Raw genomic sequence first — 15,487 nt, 5'->3', positions numbered from 1 at the left:
TTTTATCCTTTTATATAAATTATATATTAGATTTATTAATTTTCACTCTGTATCCTTTTAATTACAATAAGTTTTTGGGGGTGGGGGCATATTGAATCGACAGCACATCGGAATTTTATTTGGTGGGGTGCTATTACTTGTAGTAGCTATGGGGATTAGCAGGTTTGCATTTACGCCAATTTTGCCATTTATGCGTAATGATGTTGGGTTTTCGTTTGAAGTTGCAGGATTTTTAGCATCAAGTAATTATATTGGCTATTTCATTGGTGCATTGTGGGCAGGATTTATCAATCGCCAAAAGAAGAACTTTTTATTGTTAAGTGTTGTCTTAAATGTCCTTTCTGTTGTTTTGATGGGAATCATTGAAATATATAGTGTTTGGCTTGTGCTTCGTCTAATTGCGGGCATTACAGGGGGACTTATTTTTGTATTAACATGTAGTATTGTTATGGATTACTTAGCGAAGCATTCACTTACACGATGGTCAGGCTATTTATTTGGAGGTATTGGACTAGGAATTGCGATTTCAGGTTTATTGGTCCCTGCTATTGAAGCACGTTTTGCTTGGCAAGGTACATGGATTGGCTTAGGGATTTTATCGGCTGTTTTTTTAGTGACGACTTATATACTTTGGAAAGGTTTGGATGTACAGGATAGTGTGAAAACTGTCAAATCCTCTAATGGAAAAATGACAAAGGGCTTCATGCCATGGTTGATTGTCGCATATGGCTTAGAGGGGTTAGGCTATATTATCACAGGTACTTTTTTAGTGGATATTATTCACAATATTCCTTCACTACAAGCCTATTCTTCCTATAGCTGGGTCATTGTTGGGGTAGCCGCTATCCCATCAGCACCTGTTTGGACTGTATTATTAGAAAAATTTTCTGCCATCAAAATTTTGTTTGTCGCGTATGTATTGCAAGTACTAGGCATCTTATTACCAGTATTTTCACAAACGGTGTGGAGCGTCCTGTTATCGTCCTTTTTATTCGGCTTAACCTTTGTAGGCATTGTGACGTTAACGACTTCCTATGCACGTCAACTATTCCCAACACAAAGCGGCCCAGTAGTATCTTTGTTAACTACGTTTTATGCTTTTGGACAAATTATCGGACCGATTATCGCGGGTCAGCTTGTGGCGGTTTATAGTAGTTATAAGGCAGCGCTTGTTTTTGCAGGAGTTATTGTATTTTTTGCCTTAATGGTCATGTTATGTGGAAGATGGATTACTGTTAAACGGCAGGCCACTTTTGACAATGCATTGCCTATCAAAACTCAATCTAGTCCTTAAATTAGAAAAGCCAGAAATCCGATTGGGGGTTTCTGGTTTGTTTTTTACTTAAAGATGGCAGCCTCTATCTACATGATATAAAAAAGGGTGTCAGCCAACGTAGAAATTGTTCGACAGCTTGGACTGATTCGCAATGAAAATTGTCATGCGAAGGTTATTGCGGGTTCGTTGTATTACATCGGAGAGGGTATATATGGAAAATTATTTTGAGCAAAACGGACATTCCAATTGAGGAAATCATGTGATGTCACAACATTTCTGTGTCGATTTATTTAATAATTCTGTTTAAAGTGTAAAAAAGCTAAAAAAATACAAAATTAGCTAATGATATGACGTCTGTCTCTTATTTATAATTAAAATAACGTTATAAAGGGAGGAATTGAAATGTGGTTAAATCAGTCATGTTTAGAGGGCGAAGTTGAAATGTGGTTAAATCAATCATGTTTAAAAATTGACACAGCATCAGTTTTGGACGAAGATTGTTCGCTTTCGGAAACTTTCTTTAAAAGAACTGCCACAGATGAGCAATGTATCGAAATGTATAAACATATGGTACAGGGGAGAATCTTTGATGGAATTGCATTGAAATTTCAACGCCAAGGTAAAATAAAAACATATCCGCCAATTAGAGGGCAAGAAGCGGCACAAGTTGGAAGCGCTTACGCATTGAATTCGAATGATTGGATTTATCCTAGTTACCGAGATATTGCGGCTTCATTTGTTCACGGGATGCCTATCGATAAGTTCTTTTGTTACACAATGGGTAAGATGGCTGGGCAGCATTTAACTGATTTATCTATTTTTCCTATTCAAATCGTTATTGGAGCGCAATTTTTACATGCGGTAGGTGGGGCATGGGCTAGTAAATATAAAGGGGAAGACAGTGTTTCGGTTGCTTATATGGGTGATGGAGGTACCTCAGAGGGCGATTTCCATGAAGCATTAAATTTTGCGGGTGTATATAAATTACCAGTGGTTTTCTTTATTCAAAACAATCAATGGGCAATTAGTAATCCAATTCATAAACAAACCGCTAGCCAATCAATCGCACAAAAGGCGTTGGCTTATGGGATTACAGGAATTAGAGTAGACGGCAATGACGTATTAGCAGTTTATGAAGCAACGAAGCTTGCTATAGAAAAAGCTAAAAATGGAGAGCCTGTGCTGATTGAAGCTGTTACATTCCGCCAGGGGCCGCATACAACTGCAGACGATCCGACGAAGTATAGAGACCAAGCTGAAGTTGAGGAATGGCTGACAAATGATCCTATAGAAAGAATGAAGAAATTTATTATTACTACTGGGCTATGGGATGAGAGGCAAGAGGAGGAGCTGTTAAATGACTGCGAAGAAATCGTTTTAAAAGCGTATGAAAAGGCACTTACAATCGAAAAGACAACGATTCCAAAAGTACTAAGAGCAACATATGAAACAATGCCTCAAAACTTAGTAAGACAATTGCAACAAAGAGGAGAGGTGTAATGATGGAGATGACAATAGTACAGGCAATCAATACATGCTTAAGCCAAGCAATGGAAAATGATGAAACAATCCTTTGTCTCGGTGAGGATATCGGAAAAAATGGAGGAGTTTTCCGTGTGACGGATGGGCTCATGGAACGTTTTGGAGAAAGGCGTGTAGTGGATACACCGATTGCTGAGTCTGCCATTATTGGAGCTGCAGTAGGTTTAGCCACTAGAGGACTTAAACCAATAGCAGAAATACAGTTTTTAGGGTTTATTTATGAGGCGATGGATCAAATGGTAGGACAGGCCGCACGCCTTCGTTCTCGAACGGAAGGCACAGTTACCGTGCCACTGGTTGTTAGAGCACCATACGGAGGAGGGATTCATGCACCTGAATTACATTCCGATAGTTTAGAAGCATTGTTCTTACACTCACCAGGTTTAAAGGTAGTCATGCCAAGTACGCCTTCCGATGCTAAAGGGTTACTCGCAGCGGCGATTAAAGATCCAGACCCAGTATTGTTCTTAGAGCCTTTGAAGCTATACCGAACGATAAAAGAGGAAGTACAAGAAGAATACTATGAAGTGCCTATTGGTAAGGCGGCAATTGTTCAAGAAGGGGAGCATGTGACCATCGTAACATATGGTCCGTGTGTCGTAACGGTTAAACAGGCAGTAGCACAATTACAAGAGCAGGGTGTGTCTGTGGAAATCATTGATTTACGAACAATCGCACCTATTGACTATGGAACCATCATTCAGTCGGTAGATAAAACTGGCAGACTAGTCGTTGTTCATGAAGCGGCAAAAACAGGCGGTGTAGGGGCGGAAATCGCAGCAGTTATTGCCGAAAACTGTATGTATGCTATGCACGCACCGATTTTACGTGTCACAGGTTATGATACACCTTTCCCTGTATCGAGCATTGAGGCAGAATGGATGCCAACTGTAACGCGCATTGTAAGTGCAGTACAAAATGTCATGAAAGAATAGGGAGGGATAGTAATGTATGATTTTTTACTCCCTGATATAGGGGAAGGTTTACATGAAGCAGAAATTGTTGGCTGGTTTGTAAAGCAAGGGCAAAAAGTAGCGATTAATGAGCCGTTAGTAGAGGTTCAAACCGATAAAGCCGTTGTAGAAATTACAGCTCCCATTACAGGAGTGATTGAGAAACTTGGAGGCGAAGAGGGAAATACCATTACGGTAGGTAGTCTGCTTTGTCAATTTAGTAAAACCTCAGATTCGTCACCACCCAAGCCAACACAGCCACTTGGAGAGAAAAAAGAGGAGAGTATACCGAAAGAGAAGATTGAATTTTCAATATTAGGAAGGGTGATGGCAGCTCCTTCAGTTAGAAAAGCAGCGCGCACTATGGGCATTAATATTGAAGAAATACAGGGCAGTGGGCCAAACGGACGGGTGTTGCGATGTGATTTAGATAGACATGCTAAACAATCATCTTCCGCGATAGCAAAAGTGCAAAATAAGTCAAAACGTATTGAAGATGAAGCTAATGAAAATAAAATCGTCCCTATTCGTGGGTTGCGCAAAGCAATCTTTGAAAATATGCAAAAAGCCGTTTCCAAGGCAGTATTATGCACCGGAATGGAAAAAATTAATGTGACGAATTTAGTGGCTTTTAGGAAAAGTGTTCAACAGCTGCCGGAAATGAAGGACAAAAAACTAACTTACTTACCTTTTTTAATCAAGGCAGTTGCGACAGCTTTACAGGAACATGAGCACTTTAATGCCAAGGTAGATGAAGACCAAAAAGCACTTGTAATTTTACCTTATATTCATATTGGTGTTGCAGTTGCTACTTCAGACGGTCTACTTGTGCCAGTGATAAAACATGCAAATAAAAAAAGCATTTTTGAAATTACAGAAGAGCTAGAAAGTTTATTGGCAAAGGTTCATTCTAGAAAAGCAACGGTTGAAGATTTAACAGGTAGTACTTTCACAATTTCTAGTACAGGAAAGGACGGGGCAATATTTGCGACGCCGATTACTAACTATCCTGAAGTAGCAATTTTGGGCTTTCATAAAATTGTGAAAGAGCCAATCGTAGTAGAAGATACGATACAAATTGGCCATTCAATGACATTGTCTTGCACATTTGATCATCGTGTTATTGATGGCGAGCCAGTAGGTGCATTTATGCGTAGTGTGGCAGGCTATTTAGAGGAACCTGTACGTTTTTTACTATAGTTCAAAGTGATAGATGCTAACTTAAGCGATTACTTTTGTCTGTGGGTGTAATATGCAAGCGTTCTATTGGCGATTCAACAATAATCGGAACGATGGGTCGGTGCAGCAATCGTCCTGATGGATCACTGTTAAACGCCAGACCACATTAGACAATTCATTGCCTATCAAAACTCAATCCAGTCTTTAAATCAGAGAAGCCAGAAATCCAGTTAGGGATTTCTGGCTTTATTTCTTTTTTCGTTAATGAAAAATATGAATGTGCGCAAGAAAGGTAACGCTATAATGCTATACTGAAATGAGTGAATAGTATGCAAGAACAGTAACGACAAACGCAGGGATCCATATACAGAATTTCAAAGTCTTCAAATTAAGAAAATAAGGAGGGGAAACATTTGCGCATATATCATGTCAGTGAGGAAAGTGATATTACAGTATTTCACCCACGATTACCGGATCGACTAGATTTAGATCCCGAAAAAGGTCTAGTATGGGCAATCAACGATACATGCTTGCCTAATTTTTTAACTCCTAGAAATTGTCCGCGAGTTTGCTACCATATTGGTGCCAATACAAATGAATGGGATAAACAAGCCTATATAACATCCGCATCATGTGAACACGTTGTCGTAATTGAAAGCAAATGGTTTGAGACGATGAAAAATACGAAGCTTTACTTATATGAGTTTGACATCTGCGAATTTACATTGCAGGATCAAAATGCTGGTTATTATACGAGTGAAACAACACAATATCCTATTGCTAAATTTGAAGTAGATAATTTATTTGAGGAACTGTTTAAACGTAAGGTTGAAATACGGGTAGTCGATAGCCTGTGGAACATCTATGATGAAATTCAAAAAACAACATTGAATTGGTCGATGTGCAGAATGCGATTTGCGCAACCAAGAAAATAATAGTCAAGCCTCGTAAACGATAATATCGCGTTTACGAGGCTTTGTTCTATTTAGACAGTAACTAATGGGGTACTCCTTATATCAATCAGCTTATTATCTTCATATGTAAATATGTATTCATAGTTTATGGTTTCATCCAGCATTTTCGGTAAGTAATATTTTAAATCTGCTATTCCTACATTTTTAGGATGGAAAATCCATGATAGATCTTTCCAATCTAAAATGCCTTCTGCAACTTTAATCGGTGTCACATACTGATAGGACTCTGGTAATTCAGCAATAAAAGCATACATACAGCCAAAGTCAGTTATTCCATCCGTCCATGTTATTTTTCCTTTGTAGGTAATATCCTGCAGTACAATGCCCGTTTCTTCCTTAATTTCTCGTAATGCACCAACTAATGGTGTTTCATCATTCTCAATCTTTCCACCTACACCATTCCAAGCCCCCATCCATTCTGGGAAATCCCTATTTAATAATAATAGTTGCTCACCCTTCTTAAGAAAACAAATTGTAAATTCAACCAAGTCTTGATCCTCCTTTATAAAAGATAGAATGCGTTCATAGAAATTAGATAATAAAATAGTAGCACAAATCCGTGAAATGGTTGTCCTACAAATAATAAAAAATGGAGTTAATCAATCAATATAACTCATTAAAAAGAGAATAGAGTAGGTCAAGGAAGTAATTTAAGTTGTAGTAAGGTTGTTGACGGAATTTTCAAATGAGCTATAGTTGTGATTATACGAAACGGATAAAAATGAGGTGCACATATGATTTTAATAAGTTCTTGCTTAGCTGGATTAAAGGTACGTTATAACGGAACAGATAGTTTAGATGATAGAATTCATCGGCTTGTGTTAGAAAATAAGGCGGTAACTGTATGCCCTGAACTTATGGGAGGTTTTTCGACGCCTCGTGAGCCCGCTGAAATTGTCGGTGGAGATGGTGAAGACGTTCTTGATGGAAAAGCGAGAGTGGTTGAAAAATCTGGCCGTGATGTTACAGATCTTTATATTAAGGGCGCATATGCAACATTACAGAAAGCACTCGAACTAGGTGCGACTAAAGTTATTTTAAAAGAGTATAGTCCTTCCTGTGGAAGTGCAATGATTTACAATGGTGATTTCAATGGTACAACATTGGTTGGCGTAGGCGTAACAACTGCATTGCTAAGAAGAAATAATATTGGTGTCTTTTCTGAGGAAGATTTTACGGATTTATTAATGCAAATTTGATAGGGAAAAATGTGATTGTCTTAGTATATAATGCTGAATAATAGTAAGTATTTTTATATAAACTCAAGATAAAAATAAAGTTTTGTTGACTTTCAATTTGAATTTTAAATGCTATAACTGAGGTAAATCATTTGGAGTGATGGGTATGAGTGAAATGGCAACACGTAGAATTCCACTTGAAAAATTTGTAGATCTCAAAGTCGATTACGCTTTTAAGCGATTATTTGGAAATGAAAATAATAAAAGTCTAACGGTTTACTTTCTGAATGCAATTTTAAATCGTACAGGTAACAATGCTATTAAAGAAGTCTCTTTTATGAGTCAAGAATTTAGTGGTGAACACAGAGATGATAAGCAATCCCGGTTAGACGTTCTAGTGAAAACTCAGGAAAATATAGCGATTAATATTGAAATTCAATTAAGCAATCAGCATGATATGGTCAAGCGGACACTATACTATTGGTCAAAAATTTACACTTCAGAGCTTAAAAAAGGTTTTGGTTATCATACATTAAGACCAACAATTACTATTAATATTTGTAATTTTAGTTTGTTTAAGCAAACCGATGCGTATCATACTTCATTCCATTTGTATGAAGATGATGGGAAATTTAGAATTGACGATGTTCTTGAAATCCACTTTATAGAAATGAATAAATTTATTAGACAATGGTTTCATAATAAACTGAACCCGTTAGATAATGAACTTGCAGGATGGTTATTGTTCCTGGGTGTGGTTGATGGAAGAAAGAAAAAAATCTATAAAGAAATCTATTTGGCATTGGAGGAGCTTGCTATGAGCGACAAAAGAATAAAAGATGCTTTAACTATTTGGCAAGAATTAAGTCAATCTCCTGAAGAATATTATGCCTATGAATCCCGTTTGAAATATATATTAGATGAGGAGGCGAAGATAGAGGACGCAAAATATTATGCGGAGAAGGACGGGGTAGTAAAAGGGATAAAGCAAGGAATTGAGCAAGGTGAGAAAAAGAAGCAGCAAGAAATAGCCTTGAAAATGTTACAGAAAAAAATAGATTTAGAAACAGTAGCTGAATTTACAGAATTAACACTAGATGAAATAAATAAATTAAAAGAACAGCTTGATTAATGACAATCCTGATATGAAAATATCGCCCCACTACCTAGGTAGATGGGGGCATTTTTGTGATTTACTAAAAAAATCCTGTTAGAGAGGTCTATCATCTTAGTTAACTTATTGAAACTTATTGAAATTTTAGATATTGGGTTCCTCAGGATAGTATAGATCCTTGCGTAAGCAGACATCCCGATGTGTGAGAGTTTCGCCTTTAAATTGAATCCAAATTTCATCATCTGCCATTACACCATGGGTTTTCCGCACGATGCCCCAACGATTATAGGCTTGCATATCAAGTGAAGCCAGTAATTCTTTTGCGTTGGCCCGAGTAGGGGGGAAGGTTCGCCATTTTAGCCAACGTTCCAGTTCTTCTAGTGTTATATGCCCCTCCATCGTTGGTGAAAATTGCTTGTTAAAATCTTCGATATAGTTAATGACATAGGGTGTGCCACCATCAGTCGGTTTTAACTCAACATGTGCAATAATGTCATCCATCCACATCACGTCAAAAGTCATGTAATCAATCAACAGCTTCACATCCTTCTTTAGAAATTTACCTCCTTTTTCGATTCGAAAGGAGGAAGAACAACATGATGATGAAGCTTGCATAGACGAAAATCCAAGCAAATTGCCAATAAAAACTGTTAGGTATTGACGTTATTGAATCTTCCGAACCCATCATTTCCAATGATAGACGCACAGGAGGAAGCAGCCAAATGAGTCCCTTGACCTGAAGAATTGTCTCTTTTAAAGTGGCGATTACGACAGAAATAATTAAGATGCCAAGTACACCCCACCAAGTATTTTGCTTGTTTTTGACAAGTTCCCTCGTAAATATAGCTGAAAGTGCAATAGCTAGTACAGCTAAACTAAAATGAGAGAGGAATCCTAGTAATTGATGTAAAAATCTTGGTTTTTCTCCAAAGGCGCCAATTAGAGTAGGGTAGATGACTGATACACAGCTTAAGAAGAAACCAATCAGTACACAAATCATAAAAATTCCTAAATTATATTGTGTTCGACTTTTAGCATGGAGTGTTGTAATTACTTTTTGCTCTTCATCTTCTGCGTGAAATAGTGTAATTGTAAACCATCCCATTAGAAAAAAGAGAATGATAGCTGTAAACGAATAACTATCTAATATTGGGTTTGGAACAAAGGAATAATTAACGACCAGACATAAAATGAAAATTGAAAAAGGCGGAACATATTGGTAGGTTCTTAAATAATTGATAAATTGATAGCGTAATAAACTAGTCATGACAGCGTCTTTTCCTCCTTAAAAATGGGTGTAAAATTGTTCCTCCTTCTGATTGATAGGGGTTAATTGTCTAATAGAGGCTTTTTTCTGTAGGAGATCCAGTAATACTTGATCTGTATCTTCTGTCTTAATAATGGTAATGACCTCATGACAACCATTATTTAAAAGACTTTGATGTTGAATTTCAAGAAAAGGTAGTAGGTTGTCCAATAATTCATCATTTGATATTTCAAAAATTAATTTGTTTTTCGGTATTTCATTTTTATGGAATGAATCAGCTTGAACGACCTTATTATTTTGGATAACAAGAACTGTATCAACAAGATGTTGCAGTAATTTTGTTTCGTGGCATGTTAAAACGATACTGAATCCTTTATCCTTTAAAATAGAGAGAGTTTCTTCTAAGTCACTTTGGGCCTTAGGATCGAGTCCTGATAACGGTTCATCTAAGATTAGCAGATCTGTGTCTTCAAGCATGGCCTGCATAATCATAACCTTTTGCTTCATACCTTTAGAAAAGTTGGCAATCCGAATGTTCCGTGCTTCCTGTAAATGAAATAATTCAAATAACTCATTTATTTTGAGCTGTAGTTGTTTTTTAGTCATACCTCGAATGCTACCCATATGAAAAAGATATTCTTCGGGCGTAAACAAAATATGTGAAGGGGTCACTTCAGGCACATAGCCAATTTTTAATGATTGTCGATGTTTCACAATAGAACCACTGTCAGCATCAACTAATTCCGCAATGATTTTTAGAAGGGTACTCTTACCTGATCCATTTTTTCCTACTAGGGCTATAATTTGATTGGCACAAATAGAAAATGTAGCGTTCTCTAAGATTTTCTTACCTCTATACTGTTTAGAGATGTCCTGTATTTCCATAATTGTTTTCATCTTTACACACCTTTGTTTTTAGGCTAGTTAACTTACAATGCAAAATATTTAACCATTAACTGTAATTTTAGTATAGATGAATAATAGTTCTTTTGCTAACAGAATATTGGTTCGATTTTTTATTTTTAGATATTTGTGTTGTGTCTTCATAACGTGGGTTGATTTCCGTTCCAGGCTACTCGCTTTCCTGTGGGCGAGCGCCGAGCCGCTTCCTCCGCTTCGCTCCGTGCAGGGTCTCGCCTGTCTCGTATTCCCACGGGAGTCGAGTAGCCTTCCACTCCAATCAGCAATAGTGTAGAACTTTTATAAAACTTCTGCATTTCAAAAGTGAACGCTATGTTACATAGATGAATATTTTTAACAGTTGCGACGATTGTAATGCCCAAAAATACATGCTAAGTGAAGTGGTTGATTGAAAGTGGAGACTAGGCGACTTCATAGGGATCTGCGATAGGGGAACGAAGGCTAAGAATATCATATCTTTTGATACCGCCTTCGTGATCAACCTCGTGTTGGCCCGAAGCCTGCAGCGCAGCGTATTTTTTCTGTGCGAAAGCGAAGCGGCAGCAACAACAAAGCGCCCAGCCGGAACGGAAATCAACCCCACGTTATGCTAATGGGTCCTAATTTATAATCAAAAGGTTCTGCCCTATTTTTTAGAGCAGAACCTTTTGATTATAATGATCGGTATTTTTTTAAACTTATAATATTTAATGTAATAAATACTAGAGCGAAGCAAGCAAGAACCGCTAAGTCTGCTAGAATTTCACTAAAGGAATAGCCTTTATACATAACCCCATTCAACGCGTCAGCGGCATAGTATAGTGGCATAATACGCCCAATATTTTGCAGCCACTCCACCATATTATCCAGTGGGAAAATACCTGAAAAGAAAATTTGCGGTATAATGACTAGCGGAATAAATTGCATCATTTGAAACTCTGATGCAGCAAAACTTGATAACAAAGCCCCTAATGATAATGAAACAAGTGCGACGACAATATTGATTAGCAGCACAAGCCAAATGGAGCCAACGTGCACGATATCAAGGACATAAACCCCGAATAGCACAATAATAGTTGTTTGAAGAAGTGCAAACAATCCATAACCAATGATATAACCAGCAACAATTTCAGAACGTTTAATCGGTGTCGCTAATAAGCGCTCCAATGTACCTGAAGTTCGTTCTTTTAACAACGCTATCCCTGTAATTAAAAAGACGAAAAAGAACACAAAGAAGCCTGTTAGCATCGGGCTAAAAATATCAAAAATAGCGGTATTTTCATCGCCATATACATAATCAGTCGTCAGCTTCATCATGGCAGATTGTTCCGGCTGTAAAACTTGAGAAAGCTTCATCTTTAAAGCTTTAGCTGTAGATGGATCATCATTTAATAATATGAGCTTCAATTGAGTGGGATGAAAAGCTAACCAGCCATCATATTTGTCATCTTTTAAACTATCAATAGAAAAATCATTTTTTTCGATCACATGAAAATCTGCCCATTCAAGTTTTTCAATGATTGATGTAGGACCATTAGATACGACTAGTGTCATGTCAGGTTCGTTACTATTGAAAACAAAATACATTAATGACAGCACTAGAAGAGGGGCAAAAAATAATAAGGCGAGTGTACGTTTATCGCGGATCATTTGCTGCATAATTCTAGTCACAATTGCGCCGATTCTCACAGTGCTTCACCTCCAGCCTTTAAAAATACTTCATCAAAATCCTTTGCCTGATAATGAGCTTTCAAATCATCAGGTGTTCCATGCGCGATAATATGGCCATTGCGTAGCATTGCCAACTGGTCACAGCGCTCCGCTTCATCCATCGCATGTGTCGTTACTAAAATTGTTTTATGCTCCTCGTTTTTTAAACGAATTAACTCCTGCCAAATCTCTTTTTTTAATACGGGATCAATCCCAACCGTTGGCTCATCTAAAATCAACAACTTTGGATTTTGGATAAGGGCAATTGCAAGGGATAATCTCCGTTTCATCCCTCCAGAATAATTCAACACCTTACTAGTTAAATCATCCGTTAAATGAACGAGGCTTGCAGCATAATTGACACGCTCCGCACGTTCTTTTTTTGGTAATCGATAAAGCTTAGCAAAAAAGTGAAGGTTCTCCTCACCGGTTAAATCCAAATACAAAGCATCTGATTGTGCCATATAGCCGATATCCGTCAGTAATTGCTTATGGGGGACTGTATAATTTAACACTTGAATATGACCATTATCGGGTTTAATCATTCCCATAATCATTTTAATTAACGTCGTTTTCCCACAGCCTGAAGGACCAAGTAAGCCAATAAGCTGTCCCTTTGGAATTTCTAAGGAAAGCGGGGCAATTACTTGTTTTTGATGAAACCTTTTTTCTATGGAGTTTAATGAAATTGCATTGATTCCCATCTATCCATCTCTCCTTTACTGAACACAGTGTTGATACTTGAAATTTTAAGGCAGTATATGGGGGATTACAATAAACAGAAAACGAAAAAGTGTTAAGTGATTTTGGGTTTCAACATTTTCGAGCAAGGTACAGACATTTAAAGATTTTTAAAATTGCCATTTTACTAAATTCAATTAATGGAAATAACTAAGAAGAGTGCCGATAAATAAGGTAACGCTGTAATAACTAGCACTATTTGACCTTATTGTGATTATTGAGGTAACTATCTAACAACATGGCTAAATACGAACAGAATAAAGTGATCATACAATGGGGGATCTAAATGTCTATTCACGATATGATGAATTTTGAAACAAAACGAGCTATAAAAAATGCATTACTTAGACAAATAGAAGAAGTAGGTTTTGAAAGAGTAACAGTAAAAAACCTAGCTATTACTGCAAACATTAATCGAGGAACTTTTTATTTACATTATAAGGATAAATATGAAGTGATGGAGGATTTACAACAGGAGCTATTAAATGAGCTAGAAAGCTATGTGAGAAATGTTCAACCTCTAGATGCCTTCTACACGATAAAAACAGGTCAGCTGTATCAACCGTTTATCGAAGTGTTTCAATGCATTAAAAACCATGCAACAGCCTTTCGAGTAATTTTAGGGGAACAGGGGAGCCCAGTCTTTAGCAAGAGGATGAAGAAAGTTTTTAGTCATCATATTTTGGACAGAATCTCTGTGATTCAAGGGGAGGGGCTTGATAAAGAATTTCAACAATATTTTGAGGCTTTTTTAACGTCCGCGATTTTAGGTGTTATTCAAGAGTGGTTAGACAGCGACGATGAGAATTTAAACGTAGAGGAGCTAGCAATGATTCATTTTCGATTATTGCGCTTCATTGGTAATTTAGCATCTTTGCAGCAATGAGAGTTTTGTAAGGAGATACCATCTATATATCCTTACAAAATGTAGAATAAAATCAGGAACTAAGAGATGCGGAGTGTTTTGACCCAAGCTCAAGTACAAGGGCTATGAGATTAAATTCCTCTATGAGCTCGATTGGTGAAGACTTACTATCAGTGGAGAAGAAAACCACCACTGATTTATAAGAGGACACTGAAAAACTACAAAAATTCATTTTTCAATATTATAAATCTGTCTTTTGTTCGATTTAGAAACTTAAAAAAGTCGATTTGCATCACATTTTTTGTGGCAAATCGACTTTTTCAGTGCCCTCGATTTATAATGAACGGTATTTTTAAAACTTAAAGTATTTAATGTAATAAAGACAAGGGCGAAGCAGGTGAGAATTACTAAATCTAGCAGACCTCATACATATTCTGCCAGTTAATTTAATCGATAATCCGCTTAAAGCTTGTAGCCCAGATGGATTGATTAAATTAAATGCATATTTAGAAAATGAACATAAGGTAATTGTCGTTCAAGATAATGGAAAGGAATGTTAAAGAAGCATCTTAATCATATAACAGAGGCATTTTACCGAGTAGACCTTTCTCGAAGTCACTCTGCTGGAGGTGCAGGACTAGGTTTAACACTTTGTAAGAAAATTACAGTTAACCACCATGCAGAGTTAACTTTTCATCAGAAATAGGGAAGGGAACAACAGCCAAATTAACTTTTACAAGTTAATAACAAGTTCATGATAGTTTGATAACCTACCGTTTATACACTTATAACTGTGATCACACTTATTAAAAATGAAAAGGGGATTGATTAAGGTGAATATGACAAAAAAAGTGAAATGAAGCGGCTTGTACTTGGAACTATAGGAGCAATTGCAGTGACTACGGCAATATTTAGTGAGATTAGCCAAAAAGTTAAGGCTGTAGAAGTGAATAAAATACAATTGGTACCTGCTAGCTACAATATTCCTTATTCAGAAGCAGCCGATAACAGCGTAAAAGTTGAAAGGTGGATTAAAGAAGGGAGCGGCTCAGGACTTGGTGCTGATTATAAACCATGGTTAAAATAGGCAGCATTGAATTTTTATCAGATTTGGAACAAAATTCTTTAAACTACTCTACTTCGTAAATTCCTACATTTCCAAAGCTCTTTCGTTGTACTTTTCAAATTTTTATGGGTTAACTCTCTCGATTTCAGAACAATTAGGAAAACTTAATTTTTTCTGAATTGACCATTTTCCTGATTTTATTCAACTTTTGTTCAATTATAAACAAAAATTGATTTTGGGATTTTTTAAATCCAATGGTATATTATGAGCGAATCTAGATAAATATAATTAAAATTACTAATTTTGGTAAAGTAGAGAAAATCATTTGATTGCGAGATGGGTTTATCATAAGGAAGATATTCCAGAAGGTATGGATATAAGTCTATTAAAGAATATCAAATGTTAGCAAAAGAAGCAGTAAAAAAATATCAATTATTATCGGGTAAAGTGACTTCTGTTGAGTATAGCGGACAAGGGTATCAAGAAAATCAACTAGGAGATAAAAAAAATACGGAAATTTCCTTCCAAGTAAGATCGGATCAAGGTGAAGTAGTTCAAATTTCTTTCTCTAGATATAATAAAGAACTACTTATGTTAGGTTATAACAGCTGGGTAAAGGAAGTTGAGCTTCAAGAAAAGCGAATAGAGCAAGAGTTACAAGTGCTTAATAAAGATGTAATTATTACAGAAGAGCAACGGTAGTATTGCCTGTAGGATTTTAC

The 15,487-nt window shown here is 36.7% G+C and carries 17 protein-coding genes; 11 read left to right on the top strand and 6 right to left on the bottom strand.

All coding sequences use genetic code 11. The features are described 5' to 3' along the window. Nucleotides 1–91 precede the first annotated feature (91 nt). The 5 genes from MOK21_RS12600 to MOK21_RS12580 all read left to right on the top strand — a co-directional run bounded on the left by MOK21_RS12600 (nt 92) and on the right by MOK21_RS12580 (nt 5,885). Nucleotides 92–1,294 (top strand): YbfB/YjiJ family MFS transporter, encoded by a 1,203-nt coding sequence (locus MOK21_RS12600; RefSeq protein ID WP_249074327.1) that lies wholly within the window; start codon nt 92–94, stop codon nt 1,292–1,294. A 384-nt stretch (nt 1,295–1,678) separates the two neighbouring features. Further along, a complete protein-coding gene (gene pdhA / locus MOK21_RS12595) occupies nt 1,679–2,776 on the top strand; it encodes a pyruvate dehydrogenase (acetyl-transferring) E1 component subunit alpha (RefSeq protein WP_249074326.1) in 1,098 nt (365 codons plus the stop codon). Beyond that, entirely contained in the window at nt 2,776–3,753 is a 978-nt protein-coding gene (locus MOK21_RS12590) for an alpha-ketoacid dehydrogenase subunit beta (RefSeq protein WP_249074325.1), read from the top strand. The genes pdhA and MOK21_RS12590 overlap by 1 nt, the downstream gene beginning before the upstream one ends. Before the next feature lie 12 nt (nt 3,754–3,765). Then, nucleotides 3,766–4,971, top strand: a complete 1,206-nt coding sequence (locus MOK21_RS12585; protein ID WP_249074324.1) for a dihydrolipoamide acetyltransferase family protein — start codon at nt 3,766–3,768, stop codon at nt 4,969–4,971. A 392-nt stretch (nt 4,972–5,363) separates the two neighbouring features. Then, nucleotides 5,364–5,885 (top strand): DUF6886 family protein, encoded by a 522-nt coding sequence (locus MOK21_RS12580; RefSeq protein ID WP_249074323.1) that lies wholly within the window; start codon nt 5,364–5,366, stop codon nt 5,883–5,885. A gap of 50 nt (nt 5,886–5,935) precedes the next feature. On the opposite strand, the gene MOK21_RS12575 is transcribed toward MOK21_RS12580, so the two are convergent. Further along, complete coding sequence (locus tag MOK21_RS12575; protein WP_249074321.1) at nt 5,936–6,412, bottom strand: NUDIX hydrolase; 477 nt, start codon at nt 6,410–6,412, stop codon at nt 5,936–5,938. Nucleotides 6,413–6,658: 246 nt separating this feature from the next. Here MOK21_RS12575 and MOK21_RS12570 point away from each other — a divergent pair, with 246 nt between their 5' ends. Further along, on the top strand, nt 6,659–7,123 hold the full coding sequence (locus tag MOK21_RS12570; protein ID WP_249074320.1) for a 2-thiouracil desulfurase family protein: 465 nt from the start codon (nt 6,659–6,661) through the stop codon (nt 7,121–7,123). 145 nt (nt 7,124–7,268) lie between these two features. Beyond that, on the top strand, nt 7,269–8,234 hold the full coding sequence (locus MOK21_RS12565; protein ID WP_249074319.1) for an Rpn family recombination-promoting nuclease/putative transposase: 966 nt from the start codon (nt 7,269–7,271) through the stop codon (nt 8,232–8,234). Nucleotides 8,235–8,360: 126 nt separating this feature from the next. Here MOK21_RS12565 and MOK21_RS12560 read toward each other — a convergent pair whose 3' ends face one another. The 5 genes from MOK21_RS12560 to MOK21_RS12540 form a co-directional block, all read right to left on the bottom strand. Beyond that, nucleotides 8,361–8,759, bottom strand: coding sequence for a hypothetical protein (locus MOK21_RS12560; protein WP_249074448.1), 399 nt, complete (start codon nt 8,757–8,759; stop codon nt 8,361–8,363). A 16-nt stretch (nt 8,760–8,775) separates the two neighbouring features. Beyond that, a complete protein-coding gene (locus MOK21_RS12555; protein WP_249074318.1) occupies nt 8,776–9,483 on the bottom strand; it encodes an ABC transporter permease in 708 nt (235 codons plus the stop codon). Nucleotides 9,484–9,501: 18 nt separating this feature from the next. Continuing rightward, nucleotides 9,502–10,368: an ABC transporter ATP-binding protein gene (locus MOK21_RS12550; protein WP_483869393.1), complete on the bottom strand. Its 867-nt coding sequence runs from the start codon at nt 10,366–10,368 to the stop codon at nt 9,502–9,504. Nucleotides 10,369–11,055: 687 nt separating this feature from the next. Further along, on the bottom strand, nt 11,056–12,072 hold the full coding sequence (locus MOK21_RS12545) for an ABC transporter permease (RefSeq protein ID WP_249074316.1): 1,017 nt from the start codon (nt 12,070–12,072) through the stop codon (nt 11,056–11,058). After that, a complete protein-coding gene (locus MOK21_RS12540; RefSeq protein WP_249074315.1) occupies nt 12,069–12,797 on the bottom strand; it encodes an ABC transporter ATP-binding protein in 729 nt (242 codons plus the stop codon). Before MOK21_RS12540 ends, MOK21_RS12545 begins: the two co-directional genes overlap by 4 nt. 323 nt (nt 12,798–13,120) lie before the next feature. Between MOK21_RS12540 and MOK21_RS12535 the strand changes: the two genes are divergently transcribed. From MOK21_RS12535 to MOK21_RS12520, 4 genes are all read left to right on the top strand, one after another. Next, nucleotides 13,121–13,720 (top strand): TetR/AcrR family transcriptional regulator, encoded by a 600-nt coding sequence (locus MOK21_RS12535; RefSeq protein WP_249074314.1) that lies wholly within the window; start codon nt 13,121–13,123, stop codon nt 13,718–13,720. Between the two features lie 532 nt (nt 13,721–14,252). Further along, nucleotides 14,253–14,405, top strand: coding sequence for an ATP-binding protein (locus MOK21_RS12530; protein ID WP_249074312.1), 153 nt, complete (start codon nt 14,253–14,255; stop codon nt 14,403–14,405). 189 nt (nt 14,406–14,594) lie between these two features. Continuing rightward, on the top strand, nt 14,595–14,786 hold the full coding sequence (locus tag MOK21_RS12525; protein ID WP_249074311.1) for a hypothetical protein: 192 nt from the start codon (nt 14,595–14,597) through the stop codon (nt 14,784–14,786). Between the two features lie 378 nt (nt 14,787–15,164). Then, a complete protein-coding gene (locus MOK21_RS12520) occupies nt 15,165–15,467 on the top strand; it encodes a hypothetical protein (protein ID WP_249074310.1) in 303 nt (100 codons plus the stop codon). Nucleotides 15,468–15,487: the final 20 nt, after the last annotated feature.

Source organism: Lysinibacillus sp. BPa_S21 (assembly GCF_023337795.1).
Taxonomy (GTDB): Bacteria; Bacillota; Bacilli; order Bacillales_A; family Planococcaceae; genus Lysinibacillus.
The sequence above is the reverse complement of the archived record's forward strand: the minus strand, read 5'-3'. Positions and strand labels throughout refer to the sequence as shown.